Annotated in this window: 13 protein-coding genes and 1 pseudogene; 9 read left to right on the top strand and 5 right to left on the bottom strand. The window is 39.1% G+C overall.

Going from position 1 to position 17,110, the window contains the following annotated elements; all coding sequences use genetic code 11:
- Nucleotides 1-22 precede the first annotated feature (22 nt).
- The 5 genes from dinG (at nt 23) to RB215_RS09790 (ending at nt 4,054) form a co-directional block, all read left to right on the top strand.
- Complete coding sequence (dinG, locus tag RB215_RS09770; RefSeq protein WP_309216289.1) at nt 23-2,098, top strand: ATP-dependent DNA helicase DinG; 2,076 nt, start codon at nt 23-25, stop codon at nt 2,096-2,098.
- A 2-nt stretch (nt 2,099-2,100) separates the two neighbouring features.
- Nucleotides 2,101-2,877 carry a TSUP family transporter gene (locus RB215_RS09775; RefSeq protein ID WP_011328650.1) on the top strand — a complete coding sequence of 259 codons (777 nt, stop codon included), beginning with the start codon at nt 2,101-2,103 and terminating at the stop codon, nt 2,875-2,877.
- A 1-nt stretch (nt 2,878) separates the two neighbouring features.
- Nucleotides 2,879-3,487, top strand: a complete 609-nt coding sequence (locus RB215_RS09780; protein ID WP_086999300.1) for a primosomal replication protein — start codon at nt 2,879-2,881, stop codon at nt 3,485-3,487.
- A gap of 140 nt (nt 3,488-3,627) precedes the next feature.
- A complete protein-coding gene (locus RB215_RS09785; protein WP_089368542.1) occupies nt 3,628-3,903 on the top strand; it encodes a late competence development ComFB family protein in 276 nt (91 codons plus the stop codon).
- The gene (locus RB215_RS09790) at nt 3,893-4,054 is read left to right on the top strand and encodes a DUF2496 domain-containing protein (RefSeq protein WP_309216290.1); all 162 of its coding nucleotides are present in this window, start codon (nt 3,893-3,895) and stop codon (nt 4,052-4,054) included. The genes RB215_RS09785 and RB215_RS09790 overlap by 11 nt, the downstream gene beginning before the upstream one ends.
- Here the strand turns inward: RB215_RS09790 and RB215_RS09795 are convergent.
- Entirely contained in the window at nt 4,043-6,196 is a 2,154-nt protein-coding gene (locus RB215_RS09795) for an exonuclease domain-containing protein (protein ID WP_309216291.1), read from the bottom strand. The two genes, RB215_RS09790 and RB215_RS09795, sit on opposite strands and share 12 nt — an antisense overlap.
- A 165-nt stretch (nt 6,197-6,361) precedes the next feature.
- On the opposite strand from RB215_RS09795, the pseudogene RB215_RS09800 reads away from it, so the two are divergent.
- From RB215_RS09800 to RB215_RS09815, 4 genes and pseudogenes are all read left to right on the top strand, one after another.
- Nucleotides 6,362-6,553, top strand: a pseudogene (locus tag RB215_RS09800) (MFS transporter); the annotation flags it as partial.
- A gap of 229 nt (nt 6,554-6,782) precedes the next feature.
- Nucleotides 6,783-8,042, top strand: coding sequence for an outer membrane protein transport protein (locus RB215_RS09805; RefSeq protein ID WP_309216292.1), 1,260 nt, complete (start codon nt 6,783-6,785; stop codon nt 8,040-8,042).
- 3 nt (nt 8,043-8,045) lie between these two features.
- A complete protein-coding gene (locus tag RB215_RS09810; protein ID WP_309216293.1) occupies nt 8,046-8,459 on the top strand; it encodes a YeeE/YedE thiosulfate transporter family protein in 414 nt (137 codons plus the stop codon).
- Between the two features lie 3 nt (nt 8,460-8,462).
- Entirely contained in the window at nt 8,463-8,867 is a 405-nt protein-coding gene (locus RB215_RS09815; protein WP_309216294.1) for a DUF6691 family protein, read from the top strand.
- A 228-nt stretch (nt 8,868-9,095) separates the two neighbouring features.
- Here RB215_RS09815 and RB215_RS09820 read toward each other — a convergent pair whose 3' ends face one another.
- The 4 genes from RB215_RS09820 to RB215_RS09835 all read right to left on the bottom strand — a co-directional run bounded on the left by RB215_RS09820 (nt 9,096) and on the right by RB215_RS09835 (nt 16,903).
- Nucleotides 9,096-10,589: an acetyl-CoA hydrolase/transferase family protein gene (locus tag RB215_RS09820; RefSeq protein WP_011328660.1), complete on the bottom strand. Its 1,494-nt coding sequence runs from the start codon at nt 10,587-10,589 to the stop codon at nt 9,096-9,098.
- A gap of 370 nt (nt 10,590-10,959) precedes the next feature.
- Nucleotides 10,960-13,149, bottom strand: a complete 2,190-nt coding sequence (locus tag RB215_RS09825; protein WP_309216295.1) for a DEAD/DEAH box helicase — start codon at nt 13,147-13,149, stop codon at nt 10,960-10,962.
- Nucleotides 13,146-14,453 carry an ATP-binding protein gene (locus RB215_RS09830; RefSeq protein ID WP_086999318.1) on the bottom strand — a complete coding sequence of 436 codons (1,308 nt, stop codon included), beginning with the start codon at nt 14,451-14,453 and terminating at the stop codon, nt 13,146-13,148. The genes RB215_RS09825 and RB215_RS09830 overlap by 4 nt, the downstream gene beginning before the upstream one ends.
- A gap of 2 nt (nt 14,454-14,455) precedes the next feature.
- Nucleotides 14,456-16,903, bottom strand: coding sequence for a TerB N-terminal domain-containing protein (locus RB215_RS09835; protein ID WP_309216296.1), 2,448 nt, complete (start codon nt 16,901-16,903; stop codon nt 14,456-14,458).
- Nucleotides 16,904-17,110: the final 207 nt, after the last annotated feature.

Consider the following 17,110-nt stretch of genomic DNA (forward strand, 5'->3'; position numbering starts at 1 on the left):
ACATACTTTAGGTAATCATCACATGCTATCGAGCTCATTAAAAAAAACTATTAGGCAAGTACATCAGCATGTGGCTAATAACCTAAGTGATTACCGCCCGCGTAGCAGCCAAAATTACTTAGTTGCCGAAATAGCAAAAACGCTAGCGGGTGAATATCACAAAAAACAACGTATTTGCGTTATAGAAGCAGGTACAGGCACGGGCAAGTCTCTGGCATATTGTTTAGGCGCTTTGCCACTTGCGCTAGCACAAAAAAAGAAATTAGTTATTTCAACCGCCACAGTTGCGCTGCAAGAGCAGTTAATAGCCAAAGAGTTACCTTTTTTTAAAAAGCATTCAGGGCTTAGTTTTAAGTTTGATTTAGTAAAAGGTCGCCAGCGATATATTTGCGCTCATAAACTACACAATGCGGTTAACGGCGATAGCCAAACACAAATGGAATTTATGCCTACGCTTAGCTCCCCTTTAAGCGTAATGGAAACCAAATGTTTAAATGAGCTTTACACCGCTTATACGACTAAAAAATGGCAAGGCGACAGAGATAGCTGGGCCGACACAGTTCCCGATAAAGTATGGGGATTAATAGCCTGCGATAAACACTCGTGTCAGCGCCAAATGAAAGCGCATCAAACCTGCCCGTTTCAGCTTGCGCGTCAGCAATTAATGCAAATGGATGTACTGGTGATCAACCACTCTTTATTACTTGCAGATTTAGACTTAGGCGGTGGTAAAATTTTACCCGAACCCGACAACACTATTTATGTAATTGATGAAGCACACCACTTAGCACATATTACTCGCGACTTTTCATCAGCGGCGGCGACAATAAAAGGCACCATAGAGTGGCTCGATAAGCTCACTAAATTTAGCGGCAAAATGGCTAAAGTAATAGTGGGTCAAAAGGCGATAGGACAAAACTTTAAGCTTTGCGATAGCATTAACGACGCCAACAAAGATTTAAAAGTAGTACGCGACATTCTCGATAATGCTGACTTTGAATATTCAAAAGATGATACTTACAGGTTCGAAAATGGCGAAATTCCACAGTCACTACACAGTAAAGCCAAAGATATAAGCGAAGCCACGCAAGATGCACTGCGCTGCTTAAGTAAAATGCATGACACGCTAACCCAAGATGTAAGCGACGGCGATATAAAACCCTACGTAGCCGACCCTATTTTAGGCGAGAGCGGGCAATACATAAATCGTTTAGAGCAATTAAATAAGCTGTGGTTTAGCTATGCAAATAAAGGTGAAGGTACACCGCATGCTAGATGGATAAAGCGCCTTGAGTATAAAAACCACCATGACCATTTATTAAGCGACTGCCCTATTGAAGTAGGTTACTACTTAAAAGACAAGCTATGGAGCGAGTGCGCGGGCGCAGTTTTATGCTCGGCTACATTAAGTGCTTTAGGCTCGTTTGATCATTTTGCTTACGAAACAGGCCTGGCGAAAGAGGAAGGCGTTAAATTTATTAAAGTGCCCTCGCCTTTCGACTACCCTAATCAAGCAACTTTGCGTATTCCGGTTTCTACAATTGAACCAACCGATAAAGCATTTAGCGATCACTTAGCCAATACTCTACCTGAGTATTTAGACACCAAAAAAGCCAACCTAGTATTGTTTGCTTCTTATTGGCAAATGGACCATGTATCAAAGTTTCTTAGAACAAAAGGTTTTAACTTATTAGTACAAGGCGAAATGTCGCGTGAGGCAATGCTTAAATTACATACTAAAAATATTGATGAAGGCAAAGGTAGTATTTTATTTGGCACCCAAAGCCTATCAGAAGGCCTTGATTTACCAGGTAAATACCTAGAAAATCTAATAATTACAAAAATTCCTTTTGCCGTACCCACCTCGCCAATTGAAGAAGCGCAAGCCGAGTTTGTACAAAGTAAAGGCGGCAATCCTTTTTTATCAATAACCGTTCCCGATGCGGCAAAGAAATTGGTACAAAGCTGTGGTAGACTGCTGCGTAAAGAAAGCGATGCTGGCTGTATTACTATTCTCGATAGACGCTTGATCACTAAGCGATACGGCAAAGCAATACTCGATTCCTTACCTCCTTTTAAAAGACAGATAGATTATTAATAATGTTTGAACTTGCACTCGATCCAACAACCTGGGCTATTTTATGTGCCGTTGCACTTGCCGCAGGTTTTATTGACGCCATCGCCGGTGGTGGTGGTATGTTAACGGTTCCTGCTTTATTAACAGCAGGCTTACCACCGCATTTAACGCTTGGCACAAATAAATTAGCCGCAAGCTTTGGCTCTTTAACTGCAAGTTATACTTATTATAAAAAAGACTTATTTAACCCTAAGTTTTGGCTAGCCTCTATTTTCGCCACCGCCATTGGCGCATTAATAGGCACTTTAATAGTTGATCACTTAAGTATCGACTTCTTAAATAAATTATTACCTATAATTATAATTGTTGTAGCCTGTTATAGCTTGTTTGGTAGTTTAAGTACCACAGAGGGAAGTGAACTACCTAAGCTTACCCAAACAATGAAAATAAAGCAGTGGCTGCAAGGCTTAAGCTTAGGTTTTTTTGATGGCTTAGCAGGACCAGGTACAGGCACCTTTTGGACCGCTTCAAACGGCATGCTATATAAAATGAACCTACTGCTAAATTGTGGTTTATCGCGCTCAATGAACTTTGTGTCTAACTTTATTTCACTTATTACTTTTGTAGCATTAGGCCATGTTAACTTTTTACTGGGTATTACTATGGGCTTTTTTATCATGCTAGGCGCATGGTTTGGCGCGCATTCAGCAATACGCTTTGGCAGTAAGTTTATTCGTCCAGTATTTAATACTATGGTTATATTATTAGCACTAAAACTTATTTACGAGGCTTACTTTTAATATGCACTCACCCGCTTTTGATAAACTACGCCAACAAGTTGCAACCTTAAAGCAGCAAGCCGAGCAATTTGATAAAGCCAAACTGTTTTCTAAAAACCGTTATATGCAAGCGCAACCAAGCTTATTTGACCGTGCTGTTTTTAGTACTAAAAGTATGAACCTAGCCGACTATGTAACCGAAATAGAAGACGAAGTATCGTCTTTACCACCAAGTGAGCATCGCCATGCATACACTTATGCACTTGAGCGTATAGCAACACAAGTACAAGCTGTTTTTAATGTTATTAAATCAACCCCTATTTGGATAAAAGAAAATAAAAGTCACTATAAACCACGCCCCAAACAAGCCGTTTATAAACAAGCCGTGCAACAAGTAATACAATCTTCTCATGAGCTTTATGACGAACTTAAACAAAATCACGAGTTTGAACGCCGATTATTGTTAATGATTGAAGAGCGTAAAATGCAAATGGATAAAGCAACCCCGGCTAAAGCACAAAAGCTAAATATGGAAATATTAACAACGCATGCACGCTTAGGGCGCTGTAGAAAAGCGATTTCAGCCACCGAAGAAAAAATACAACGTGTAGAAAAACAACAACTTCGCTAAACACTTTAAGTATGTTTCACAATGCCAATCAAGCCGTTAACTAATTAACCGTTAATAAATAGCTGTAAAGCTATCCCCTCGATTTATACTGTTCCTTGGTATAAACTCAATTAAATGGATTAAAAACGAGCGAGTGGAATATGCAATTACACGAAGATATACATAACTTTTATGAAAAATTTGTTTTAGAAGAAATAATTAATCGCAAACTTAATGAACAGTATACTGATGATGTAATGGCCGATTTTTGCTGTACTGTTTTAAATCAACTGCCTGCGCGCTATATTCGCTCCGACGTAGATATGGCCTATTATTTATCACAAACAGAGCGTATGCATATGCAACAGCGGGTGCAAACAGCCATTGATGTAGCAATTAGCCAAATTGCAAAAAAGAAACCCCAGCATGAGCAATAATCTACAACAAGCACCAACCCATATAAAACTCGCAGTCGATTTAATTATGCTACTAGAGCAACACGACGTTGCTCCTGATGAGGTACTTAAAGCACTCGAAATAGTAAAAATCGACTTCGAAAAAAAGCAGAATAATAAGCTAGCTTTGTGATTTTTGAATTAACAGTAACAACTGCGCTGTGGCGGTTGCATCGGCAAGCGCTCGGTGATGGCTGGTTAAGTTTAAATTAAAGTGCTTTGACAAATTACCCAACGAGTACGACTTTAAGCCCGCAAAGGCTTTACGCGATTCCACCACAGTGCACAACTTGGGCATTTTAAAAGGCACCTTTGCCATTTCGCATTCTTTTTTAATAAACCCGTAGTCAAAGTTAACATTGTGCGCAACAAAAATGCTTCCCGCTAATTTAGCCATTAAAGGTTTTACTATATCTGCAAATACTGGCGCATTACTTACCATGCTATCGCTAATACCGGTTAACGACGTGATAAAACCAGGTATATGTCGCTGTGGGTTAACTAAAGTAGTCCAGGTATCGATTACTTTGCCATGCTGTACTTTAACTAAGCCAATTTCGGTTATTTTGTTACCGCCTTTTAATGCGCCTGTCGTTTCTAAATCAACTACGCTGTAAATGCGGTTGGGATCTATAAACCATTTAACAACGGCTATATGTACCTCAAAACCACTGCTCTTTAAGTTATCTATAGTCGTTAATTGATTTCGCCTTAGCTTGTCGCCTGGGGCTTTTACTTCTTCAAAATGTACTTTGCCGTTATGGATAACCATTAAGTCGGGGTAGCCGTCTTTTAGCTGTAAATAATGTTTACTCATATTAGTTAAGTGAGTAATTAACGCCTCAATTGGGCTATTTAAAATCAGCGCTTCTAGTGGTTGTAATAACTCGTTATGCCATTTAAATAAACCGTTAGGTTGATCAAAGTATTGCGCTGCATTTTTACATACTAATTTAAGTAATGCCTGAGGTGTTTGGCACTGTGCTAAGCGCTCATTTATTTGCGCTGGTTGCGCTGCATAAAAATTACCAAGCCTTAATACCTGCGGATAAATATCAAACTCATTGCATGGCGGATAAGGGGTATCAATAAATAATTCGTGCCAAAATACTAAACCAAACAAACTTTGCCACAATGTGTTTTCGGTATTAAATACCTGCATACCTTGGCCAGTGTAATAATCGTTTACACCTTGCTCTACTTCACCTCGGTATAATTCGTCAATTTCGAGTACGCACTGAGTATCAGCAAGCATAGTGCTTAAACGCGAACGCGTTTGCTTATTAAATTTACGCATTAAAAAGTCGTCAGCAAAGTACAGTAAATCATCCGTTAGCGGATTTTCAATAATGGCTTCTAAGCGTGCTTTTACCCACTGTTTATTACCAAGCCTGTATTGCTCTCTTATTTGAATTTCGTGTGCTTCGCTATCATCCACACACCCTTCAAGTAAACTAAAAGCAAGTTCGCTATTGGTGTTTTTTAACTGTTTAAAAAGCTGTACTAATAACTTATTTTTAAGCGCAACAGCTATTGCACCATACGCAGCTTGCACTAGAACCTGCAGCGCTAAAGCAACGTAATCGTTCTCATCGGTTATATTTTTAAATGCTAATCGGTAACGGTTTAATAAATAGTTTGATTGCGCCTCGGCCTTCGTTTCAAAGCGCGATAAGCTCTCGCTATGCCCTTCACGCGTAGCGGTTAAACCTAAGTCTCGCATTACAAAACGATTTTGATGATTCACATCACCACTGCTTAGTTTACCTGCAAATAAAAACTCAAAATACTCATAATAATCGCTGCGGTTATTAATTACATACTGGCTATAAAGCGGTGCAAGCTCGTGCGGGCAGCTTTTAAAAAACTCACGGGCACTATCCACCAGCGCGCCTTTAGCGGCGCTCTTTTTATAGCTTATTTGTTCGTCGTAATTACTTAGTAACTCTAGTAAAGCAGGTTTGGTTAAGTGCGCCAAAAGCTGTGAATAATGCTGCTCGTTCGGCTCAAATAAAATACCTGCTTTTTTTAGCGTATAAATAGCCTGATGCGGCGAGGTTATTTCTTCATAAGTGAGGGACTGCGCTTGTACTAAATAGGGTTTGCGCGAATACACGCGCGCCAACATACACTGGCTTTGCTCATCAAGCTGATTAATTTTATTAATAAATTCGCTGTGCTTGGGCTCAAGTAAATGCATACATTTACTTGTTACAAACTCAATAAGCTCTCTAAAATGTGCTAAATAGTATTTTGCTGGTAATTCTTTTTTCATAACATTGCCATAGCTGTATATAAAAACAGTATCTAGTATTTATGCTTATTATTCAATCTTAAAGTTGTAATCAGTAATGCTTTGAGTTATCAGGCGTTAATTAGGATTAGATTTAGCACCATTAATAGTGCTAATAATATTATTTCTTACGCTAATTATGATGCAGCAGCCCTTGCTGTGGACGCCAGTGCGCAGTGGATTGCTAACTTTGCAATTACTATGACCTTCCCTATTATGCTTGCCAATATAGGCCTTGCCGGTGCTTACGGATTTTATGCGTTATCGGCACTTATAAGCCTGTTTTTTGTTGTTAAATACATTAAAGAAACGCGCGGTAAAACGCTCGAATCTATGTGATTTTTAAAAGCGGTGATATTAGTCGCCGCTTTGCCTTTGCACACAATAGCGCCATTTAATAATGGCGATTTAAATAACCTAAAGGTTAATTAGCAATCTATACTCATTTATTTTAACTTTATAGCCATTGTTCTATTACCTTTTATTATAAGTAATCTATTTAAATTCCTTTTTAGAATATCAAAAGTTAGCTATTGTCCGCCAATTCCAACTTTATGTGTCTACCAAAATGAAAAAACAGTTAATATCAGGCTTAGCTTTAACGTGCGCGTTGGGCTCATTTAGTACATTTGCTACGAATGGTTATTTTACTCACGGCTACGGCATGACCCACAAAGGTATGGCTGGCGCAGGTGTAGCGCTGTCAGAAGAGCTAATGTCTGGCGCTAATAATCCAGCAGCCTTTTTACCAAACGGAACACAGCTATCTCTGGGCTTAGAGCTTTTTTCTCCTGAGCGAAAATACACTGCATCAAAAGTAGATACTTTTTACCCCGGCGCATTTTATCTTGCAGCAAAAACACAAAAAAGCGACAACACCGTGTTTGCAATTCCAGAATTTGCTATTGGTCATCAATTAAATGAAAAAGTAAATATTGGTTTATTAGTGTATGGCAACGGCGGTATGAATACCGAGTACGGCGCAGAGTCCGCTCCTGAAGGCACCTTTTACGCTGGTACGGCAGGCGTTGATTTAAAGCAACTCTTTATTAGCCCAACCTTAAGCTATAAGTTGAATGAACAAACACGCCTTGGTGTATCCCCCATTTACGTGGTGCAACAGTTTGAAGCACAAGGGCTTGAAAACTTTGCTCCTTTTTCGCAATCACCAGAAGCGCTTACTAATAATGGCACAGATACAAGTACAGGGTTTGGTGTTCAATTAGGTATAAGCCATGCAATTAACTCATCGCTTAGTTTAGGCGCAAGTTACCGCTCAGCAGTGTCGATGGAAGAGTTTGATAGCTATAAAGGTTTGTTTGCAGAGCAAGGCGGATTTGATCTGCCAAGTTCGTTTCAACTTGGTGCAGCTTATAAGCTTACACCTAGTAATCAGGTGGTATTTGATTGGCAAAAAATAAATTACAGCGAAGTAAAAAGTATTGCAAATCCAATCAATAACTTAATGTCAGCGCCTTTAGGAGCTAACGGCGGCGCTGGATTTGGCTGGAACGATATGACTATTTATAAGCTTGGTTATCAGTGGCAGCGTACATCGCAACAAAAGATTCGCTTTGGGGTGTCTTACACCGAGCAACCTATTCCTTCGTCCCAAGTTATATTAAATATTTTAGCGCCGGGCGTTCAAGAGTGGCATTTTACAACGGGCTTTAGCCATTCTTTTACCAACAAGGTACAATTAAACGCTATGGCTTTTTATTCGCCTGCAAAAAAAGTAACGGGTGCTAACTACTTAGCGCCAAATCAGCAAGTATCAATCGAAATGAAACAAACCGGTTTAGGTGTTTCTATTGTTTGGGAAATTTAAAAAATGGTAACAGAATTCACCCCAGTGTCGGCTGCAATAGGCGGTGCATTAATAGGTATAGCGTGTACGTTATTACTGGTTTTATACGGAAAAATTGCAGGCATATCGGGCATTGTTAAGTCTGTATTTGCTAAAGCAAATTCGGGCTCTCGTTGGCAGTTATACTTTATTTTAGGGTTGTTGTTAGCAGGTGTAGCTGTAAGAGTATTTGCGCCTTCTTTATTAGAAGGCGAATTACAGTTGTCGCCTTGGCTTATTATTGTTGCGGGGCTTTTAGTTGGCGTAGGTACAACTTTAGCTAATGGATGTACAAGTGGCCATGGCGTGTGCGGCATGTCGCGTTTTTCTACCCGCTCTTGGGTTGCAACGTGTACATTTATGCTCGTCGCCATTATTACAGCAAACCTGGTAGGATAAGTAATGAAAGCAATTATGATGGTTGTTATAGGCTTTATATTTGGCTTAGGGCTTATTATTAGCGGTATGACAAACCCCGCTAAAGTAATTAACTTTCTTACCTACGGGAACCAATGGGACGCAAGTTTAATTATAGTGATGGCTGTTGCCATGCTAATAATGATGCTTACGTGGTTATGGGTTGCAAAAAAAGAGAAGCCACTCCTTTCAGGATCATTTAACTTAAGTGATTTGAAAAAAATTGATGCACGCTTAATTACTGGCTCAATACTCTTTGGTTTAGGCTGGGGTTTAAGTGGCATATGCCCAGGCCCTGGCTTGGTTCAATTAGTGTCTCTTAAAGTGGAATTTTTGTTGTTTTTTGCGGCCGTGCTAGGCGGTATGTGGCTAACTAAAAAGCTTACTTAAGTTTGATTTTAGAGGCTGTTTAAGTAACCCATTAATACCAGGTGTTAATGGATTACTTAAAGGTAATTAGCCAGCATTTATTATCCGAATTTAGGCCTTTTAATACTCAAGACTAAGTGGCTAATTAATTGTGTAGAGTAGCGCTAAAAAAACGCCCCTAAAAGGAGCGTTTAATTAAACCCAAAACAGATTAACTGTATGGATTGGTGCAATTTGGGATTACATTTATCAGGCTTTTTTCATACTGCCTTGCTCTTCAAGGCGAATATGCCAGCTAAACGCTTCCTCTAGTAAATGAGGTGTGTGTCCGCCTCGCTTACAAGCGCGCTCATAGTAATCTAGCATGGCATCACGGTAATCTGGGTGCACACAGTGCTTAATAACTTGTACAGCACGTTCACGTGGCGCTAAGCCGCGTAAATCGGCTAAGCCTTGCTCGGTTACTAATATATCAACGTCATGTTCGTTATGGTCAACGTGGCTTACCATAGGTACTACACTCGAAATAGCGCCATCTTTAGCAATCGACTTAGTAACAAATATCGCTAAATGCGCATTACGTGCAAAGTCACCCGAGCCGCCAATACCATTCATCATGCGAGTACCACAAACGTGGGTTGAGTTTACGTTACCGTACATATCAAACTCAAGCGCAGTATTAATGGCAATGATCCCTAAACGGCGTACTATTTCAGGGTGATTCGACACTTCTTGCGGACGTAACACTAACTTATCTTTATATTCTGATAGGTTATTAAATACTTTTGCATTACAACGCTCTGATAAAACAATTGAACTGCCTGAAGCAAATTTAAGTTTACCGGCATCAATTAAATCAAAGGTCGAATCTTGTAATACTTCTGAGTACATTGTTAAATCTTCAAAATCAGAATCTAACAATCCCATCATTACCGCGTTAGCAATATTACCAATACCTGCTTGTAATGGCCCTAGGTTTTCTGCCATACGCTTTTGTGCTACTTCTTCTTTAAAAAAGCTCACTAAGTGGCTGGCAATAGCCGCTGTATCTACGTCAGGGTCGGTAACTGTTGAAAACGAATCGCTCTGATTAGTAAAAACAATGCCAACAATTTTAGCAGGATCAATTGGAATAGCCGTGCTACCAATACGATCATCTACTTTAGTTAAAGGAATTGGTTGGCGCACAGGGCGATACGAAGGAATATATATGTCATGCAAGCCTTCAAGTTCAGGGCTGTGCAACATATTTATTTCAATAATCACTTCTTTAGCAAAAATAGCAAAGCTTGCAGAGTTTCCTACCGAAGTAGTAGGCACAATATGGCCTTCTTCAGTAATGGCTACCGCTTCAATAACCGCCACATCAGGCATAGTTAATTGATGATTACGCAACTGCTCAACGGTTTCTGATAAATGCTGGTCAATAAACATTACTTCGCCGTTATTAATCGCTTTACGTAATGTACTATCTACTTGAAAAGGCATACGGCGGGCTAGCACACCCGCTTCTGTAAGTAGTTTATCTAAATCATTACCTAACGACGCACCGGTCATTAGGTTTATTTTCATTGGATTATTTTTAACACGCTCAACCAGTGCTCTTGGCACGGCTTTAGCTTCACCAGCACGAGTAAAGCCACTCATGCCTACTGTCATTCCATCTTTAATAAATTGGCTAGCTTGTTCTGCTGACATTACTTTTTGGTGCAGATTGCTATTGCGGATACGTTCTAACTGCATACTACTGAGCCCCTTTTTAATTTGGCGTTATTTTAAGTATTACAGCGCACTTCGCAATCTAGACTTAGGTCGCATTTACTAAATTAAGTTACGCAAACACAGAATAAAGTGCCTTGATGGTAGTAATTTACTTTAATGTACGAACATTTATATAAATTTAATATGCTGATATAGCGTAAGTTTTAAGTGAGTATTTAAAGTATGGGATTAAAATTGGAAAAAAGTAGAATAATGAGAGAGAAATAAATTGAATATAATTGTAGTTTATAAAGTGGCCTAGTTATAAGTAATTAGTTTATACACCCAATGTTGTTTGAAGCATAAGGTGACATAAAGTGACCGAATACTAGCTTTATGATGCGAGATTTCTTTAGAGTAATTTTTTTACTAATATCCTTGTCTTCTCAACGTCAAATGCTCTAGCGGCATATCCTTGTGTGAGTAAATTTTGTGATAAATATTCATCAAACTTATCAATGGCCTTTTCTGAGATAACTTCAGCTAAATCAATTGCTGATATTGTTTCGTTATTTTCAAAGCTTTTAAGCGCATCAATAACATCTTCTACTAAAGCATTTTCAACCTCTATCACCCCTGCAAATGCGCCAGCACCAAAACCTTTGTTAATAAGTACAGCAACAAGTGTATTTAAAACTTTATCTCCGGCCCAAGGCAGAATAACTACTATATTGCCATGCTGTATAAAATGCGTACTATCAAGTTTTGCTGTTTGAAAAAAACCTGCTGCTTCTTTGAAAAGTGATTGAGCAACCTCATCACCAAACTCAATTTTTTGTTCGCCAACTTGAATTCTGTAATCTCCTTCTCTCAATATTGTCAGCATCTCTTGCCTTACTACATCATGTACAGCCATCCCTGTACCACCGAACTTAGGTGGTTTCCCGCCTTTTGCATGCCGTACTGAAATCACTTTTTTGTCAGCATCAACCAACTCAACAACCCAACGCTTGCCAGCAAATATAATATGTTGCCCTTCTAAAATTAGGCTGTCTATGGGCAATGTCCCTAGTGTTTTACTACCAGTCACTATTCTAAATTCTTCAGGGGTTTTAAACACCGCATAAAACGTATAATGATTTGTTACTTTTTCACCCATGTGGCCTAAAACAAGTTCACCACTCCCTAACTGAGTAATAAGCTCTACTTTTCCCATGTGAGACAGCAAACCTTTAAAGTGGGTAATACTAACCTGCTGAAACGGCCCATCTTTGCACAGTAATACGTAGATTTGATCTGCTCTTATACCACCCCATTGCGCGATGAGCGCTAAGACTTGATGTAGTAATGTCGAAAAGTGATAAAGCGAAGTGTCTGCGGGTTCGTACCACTTGCTTGCAACCAGTAACCGTATCATCGCCAGCGATTGAACTAATTCAAGCCGAAGTTTATCTGCAATATTTGATTGCTCTGTAAGGTCGGCCTCTGTTATCAGCATTCGCAAAACACTAGCGCCACCACGCCTGCCTGAACGACCCATTCGCTGCCGTAAGCTTGCAATAGAATGTGGCGCAGTAACTTGCACAACAGAGTTAACTTTACCTATATCAATACCTAACTCCAAAGTCATAGTACATATTGCTGTTGTTGGAATTTGATCTTGCTGAAGCCGAGCTTCAAGTGTTTCTCTCATTTCTTTGGCTAACGAGCCGTGATGTGGAAAAAACTCGTTAGGCACAATGTTGCTCTCACACATCTCTGCAAGAGTAGTTGCAATGCTTTCGGTGCGGCTTCTGCTGTTGGCAAATACTAGGTGGTTTCCACCACGGCAAAGGCCATATAAATCGTTACATACACTTTGCTCCGCAGTAAGCGTCTCATCTGTTACTACAGCGCTTTCAATGTATCCTTTCACTTGCATTTTTAACGATGATGAAGACTGCGTTTGCTTTATTATTTTACAAGGTAGTGATTTATTTGGTCTTAAAGATGCTGGGACACTTTCTAGGTCACCTAAAGTGGCACTTAAAGCCGTTCTGGGTATTGGCGAGTTTACGCGGCCAAGCAGATGCTCTAAGCGGTGCAGTAAACTCAACAAGTGATGGCCACGCTCAGTACCAATAAATGCGTGAAATTCGTCTATAACTATATGCTTTAAATTCTGAAAAGCAGATTTTACCCAACCACTGTCTCTTATTAATAATGACTCTAGGGACTCAGGCGTTATTAACACCATGCCGGATGGATTTCGTTTCAGCTTATTTTTTCGACCTTGCGAGCTATCACCATGCCAAGGTGTAACTTGTATGCCTAATAAATCTGACAAGCTTTCGAGTCTTCGGTCTTGATCGTTTATTAACGCCTTTAGCGGGCTGATATATAAAATGCCCACACCGCTTACTTCATCTGCGATACTACTTATTGCAGGTAAAAAAAATGCTTCCGTTTTACCTGCGGCAGTAGAGGCACTAATAAGCACATCAGTATTGCCTGAGAGGATAGGATCAATTGCTAAACATTGTATCTCTCTAAGTCGATCCCAACCTTGTTTAAAAATCCACTGCTGAATGCGAAAATCGAGCTTTTCGTGTGCGTTGATCATAATTTAAAGTCAGCTAGCTCATCGTCTTCAGATTCAATATCTAACTCTACATCGGAAGGTTTTTCCTGTGCTATATTAACATTTTCTATTAAGCTGTCCCACGAAATGTTTGGATTTTGATCAATCACGGCAAGCATATCTAAAAACGCTTTGATCGTATTTCTTGGTGTTCTGAAGTAAGCGTCTCCAATTGTTTTACTGCAATGGACTAAAAATGCTTTTAGGGACTCGTCAGGCACTAAATATAACGATTCATCCCCTGATGCGAAAACATGTCTAAGGTTTTTAAGTAATATGAATAACTCTTCTGGCGTTAAACTTGCCAAATGTAATGCTGGAGATGAGTAATCAATAACACCAGCTTGTTTTGCAAATGTATTGCCAGCTAAGCGAGATTGCAGCGCTTCATAACTATATAAGCCTTTTCTTGGATCAAGTAAAAACTCAGGTGTACCACCCAGTAAAAACCCTAAGTACTCAGCCGATCCTTGTAAGCAGTCGTTGAGTATTCTTAGAATTTGCTCGTAATTTGATAATCGTGCTTGGGTGCTATTGAGTTTGTATAAATTTACCATTTCATCGAGGTTAACTAATAACCCTTCGTAGCCAGCTTGCCTTACAAATAAGCTCATAAGCTTTAGAGAGTCATAAAACGATGCATCTGAAATAATACTTCTGATACCAAGATCTTTGCGAGCATCTGTTTTTGTAGCATATTCTGCTCTTAACCATTTTACAGCGTTGTTTTTAAGTTGCTCGTTATCTGTTTCATGGCCTGTCCAGTATGCTTCGATAACTTTTGCAAAGTCGTAACCACCTACAAGCTCAGAGAGTGACGCGAGCCTTTCGTGGATCACTGTGGTTATTTCCTTGCTTGTATTATCAGCTTCTTTTCGTGCTTCGGTAATAAACTTTTCAACCACACTGGTCAATGCATTACCATCAGGCTTATTACGAGTAGACATGTTTCTCATTAACTCAGAATACAAGTTTCTGGCTTGTCCTGATGATGCATGAATACGACGGTCGGGAGATAAATCCGCATTAACAGTAACTAGCTTTCGCTCTAATGCTATCGCTCTTACAACACTTAAAAAGAATGTTTTACCTGATCCATATTCACCAATAATTAACCGAAAAGCAGAGCCGCCCTCTGTCACTCTGTCGATATCTTTAATGAGCGCCTTAAGTTCATTACCACGGCCTACTTGTATATGCTGTATGCCGACTTTTGGGGTAACACCCGATTTAAGAGACTGTATAATTGCATCGCGCTCTTTTGCTCTAATTTTTTTTGCTGCCATTGCTATAACTCCCTTATCTCTTCGACTATTTCTTCATCAATGTACATATCACCATCGTCTTCGATTACTGGTGCATCCACTAAATCAAATGACCAGTCATTGATGGTTTCTATAGCACCATCGACCATTAATTTTAGCTCACTACACATTTGGGCTACCTCTTCGCGACCCCATTGCGCTTTAGCACATAGCTTTTCAAACAACTGGCTATGAGCCAGATCTAATCCATCAACTTCGTTTGTCAGCTCTGAGACTTCAATATAATCGCTTTCATCTTCACCTGAGATAAAGATCTGTTCCAACATATTTTTTGCTTCTGTTGTTTGGCTTTCATGAAGGGCTAATATTGTTTCATCTAAGCTAAATTCTGATGAGTTTTGATTACTTAGTGCTGGTTGGTGACTACTTGTAGTAAGCTGATGAATATCACTCGTAACAGACTCTTTATTCAACCCTAAATTTGTGTAGAGTTTTTCGATTTGCTTTACTTCTTTGTTATCAACATTGCCATCAGCGAGCGCAATAGACAGAATAAACCGTTTCACAAATTCTATTTCTTTTACACCTAAATTATTAAGTCTATTTTTTAACCCCGTATTACCTGATGGTGTAACTAATCGCCATGTAAGATAAGCCTTTAGAGATCGCTTTTCTGTATCCGTTAATTTTTCATCATGAGCAATTAGCTTTTCTAACTCTGAACTTTCTGACTCATCTACAATTCCATCTATATTTGCAACCATAGCACCTAAGCGCAGTGCGACACCGACTTGATTAAACGCATAGCTAGGGACGAACTCTTCCCCATGACCTGGATAAAATAATACAAGTTTGCCATCTAATTTAGGTTTTGTATGGTGATAACGTAAGTCAGGCGCAATACCAATATCAGCAAAGCTAGCTAAGTTATAAATGAGCTCACCTTCTTTCTTATTTATCGCTTTTGGTGCTGGTAAGTCTGTTTGCAACCAAAAATCAGCTACATTTGTTACCCCATCATGTTCTAAAATGATAGTTTGGGCCCACGTTTTAAACTTTTCGATTAATGGTGATGGTTGGCTATTAGCGATGGCACGAGGCAACAGTATTAATGCAGCTAAATCATCTTTGCTTGTATTAGTCTTAGCTAAATAACGGCTATAGCTAGCTAGTTCCTCAGTGACCATATCTGCTATTGGAATAAGCTTTTTTATAGGTGCTTTTAATATGCTCGGGTCAGGCAAACCGTCGAGTAAAATTTTAACGCTAGGGATGCCACCACTGGCAGCAAAGTACTCAGCGTTTAATTTAGTTTTATTTACTTTTACTTGCATCCCTTCTGGGAATTTTTGCTTGTAGTAAAGTTTGAAAAGTGAATCAAACTCTACATCGCAGCGTCTAGCTGCTGTTTTTAGATTGTATTGGTCTGTATTTTTAATCCACTCAAGTGCTAGTTCATCACTCACTCTTTCTGTGGCAACAACTTGCTCTGAAAGACGTAATTTAAAAAGTAGTGAATGACGCGTCTTCGGTAATATATGTTTTTTACTTTTAAATAATTCAGGTTTAAGTAAATACATAAATTCCAAAAAGTTTGCTGAGTAACCAGCAAAAGAACGATTTGAAATAAACACCTTGTGCAAACGCAGTACTTCATAAAAAATGTCTTCAAATTGTTCATCTCCAACTTTATCAACTTGACCATTTTCAATAACAAATCTTTCAAGTCCATAAAAGTACAAAAACACGAATCCTACTGGGGTATTGGCCGCGCTTCTGTCGGTTGCTAACCAGTCAAGGTAGGCTCCTCTACACTGTCTAGAAAGCCTGTTATAACTCGGCCAGTAACCAAGTGAATCATCTGTATAATAACCTAGCTGATGCCCCAAAGGGGTTGATGCGGGTAAAATTGGGTTTAATAATGCAGGCTCAGAGTCATAACCTCGAAGAGACTCCATTTTTTCACCTAAGTAAATAAATCCTCTTAGCTTGCGCTTGTGTATAATAGTTTCTTTCTTCTTATCAAGCCATTGGGCTTTTCTTGTACTTTTAATGTTTGCATTTTGAGGTTCTGTGCTCTCAAAAATATTAAATGTAGCAAAATCGTCCTCGGAATGTGTTGCACTATGGGCACTCTCTATAATTGGCGTAGGTTTATTAACAGCAGTGGTGTGAGTTTTTGGATTAGTCTGCTTTGCTGTGGTTAATTCAGTAGCTTGTTCGTGTAACTCAACACTAACTGATGCTTTTGTAGTTGTAATAGGAGCTATCGAGCTAGTTACGTCACTCGAAGGTCTAGATAAAGAAGGCTTAGATAAAGAATGTTTAGAAGCAGCCGCATCACGAGTTTCTTTTATATTTTGACTCGGGTTACCTAGCACTCTAGGCTTTGTTTTTTTTGAATCTGAGCGTGAACTTGTAATTAACCAAATTATCAATATAACAACTGCAATTATAAAAACGAATTCCATGCAACATCCCTTTAAAAATGGTTGGCACCATTTTGTTATTTAAAACTCCATCTACTACTAACATACCACTAAAAAATTCATAAATGTATAGTACTGTTGCTAAGTAATTTCAATTATTCTTAAGCAAACAATAAAACCGTCTTTAATAAAGCTTACTATGTATAGCAATTCAAACTGTTACTCGGGATTAACTTGATCACCCGTAGT

The sequence above is a fragment of the Pseudoalteromonas sp. HL-AS2 genome (genome assembly GCF_031198805.1).
GTDB lineage: Bacteria > Pseudomonadota > Gammaproteobacteria > Enterobacterales > Alteromonadaceae > Pseudoalteromonas > Pseudoalteromonas nigrifaciens.

Bases quoted from the DNA above. Each gene is read 5' to 3' on its own strand.
- RB215_RS09825 (WP_309216295.1), bottom strand. From the start codon at position 13,149: ATGATCAACGCACACGAAAAGCTCGATTTTCGCATTCAGCAGTGGATT.
- RB215_RS09780 (WP_086999300.1), top strand. From the start codon at position 2,879: ATGCACTCACCCGCTTTTGATAAACTACGCCAACAAGTTGCAACCTTA.
- RB215_RS09805 (WP_309216292.1), top strand. From the start codon at position 6,783: ATGAAAAAACAGTTAATATCAGGCTTAGCTTTAACGTGCGCGTTGGGC.
- RB215_RS09810 (WP_309216293.1), top strand. From the start codon at position 8,046: ATGGTAACAGAATTCACCCCAGTGTCGGCTGCAATAGGCGGTGCATTA.
- RB215_RS09820 (WP_011328660.1), bottom strand. From the start codon at position 10,589: ATGCAGTTAGAACGTATCCGCAATAGCAATCTGCACCAAAAAGTAATG.
- RB215_RS09815 (WP_309216294.1), top strand. From the start codon at position 8,463: ATGAAAGCAATTATGATGGTTGTTATAGGCTTTATATTTGGCTTAGGG.
- RB215_RS09790 (WP_309216290.1), top strand. From the start codon at position 3,893: ATGAGCAATAATCTACAACAAGCACCAACCCATATAAAACTCGCAGTC.
- RB215_RS09795 (WP_309216291.1), bottom strand. From the start codon at position 6,196: ATGAAAAAAGAATTACCAGCAAAATACTATTTAGCACATTTTAGAGAG.
- RB215_RS09775 (WP_011328650.1), top strand. From the start codon at position 2,101: ATGTTTGAACTTGCACTCGATCCAACAACCTGGGCTATTTTATGTGCC.
- RB215_RS09835 (WP_309216296.1), bottom strand. From the start codon at position 16,903: ATGGAATTCGTTTTTATAATTGCAGTTGTTATATTGATAATTTGGTTA.
- RB215_RS09830 (WP_086999318.1), bottom strand. From the start codon at position 14,453: ATGGCAGCAAAAAAAATTAGAGCAAAAGAGCGCGATGCAATTATACAG.
- dinG (WP_309216289.1), top strand. From the start codon at position 23: ATGCTATCGAGCTCATTAAAAAAAACTATTAGGCAAGTACATCAGCAT.
- RB215_RS09785 (WP_089368542.1), top strand. From the start codon at position 3,628: ATGCAATTACACGAAGATATACATAACTTTTATGAAAAATTTGTTTTA.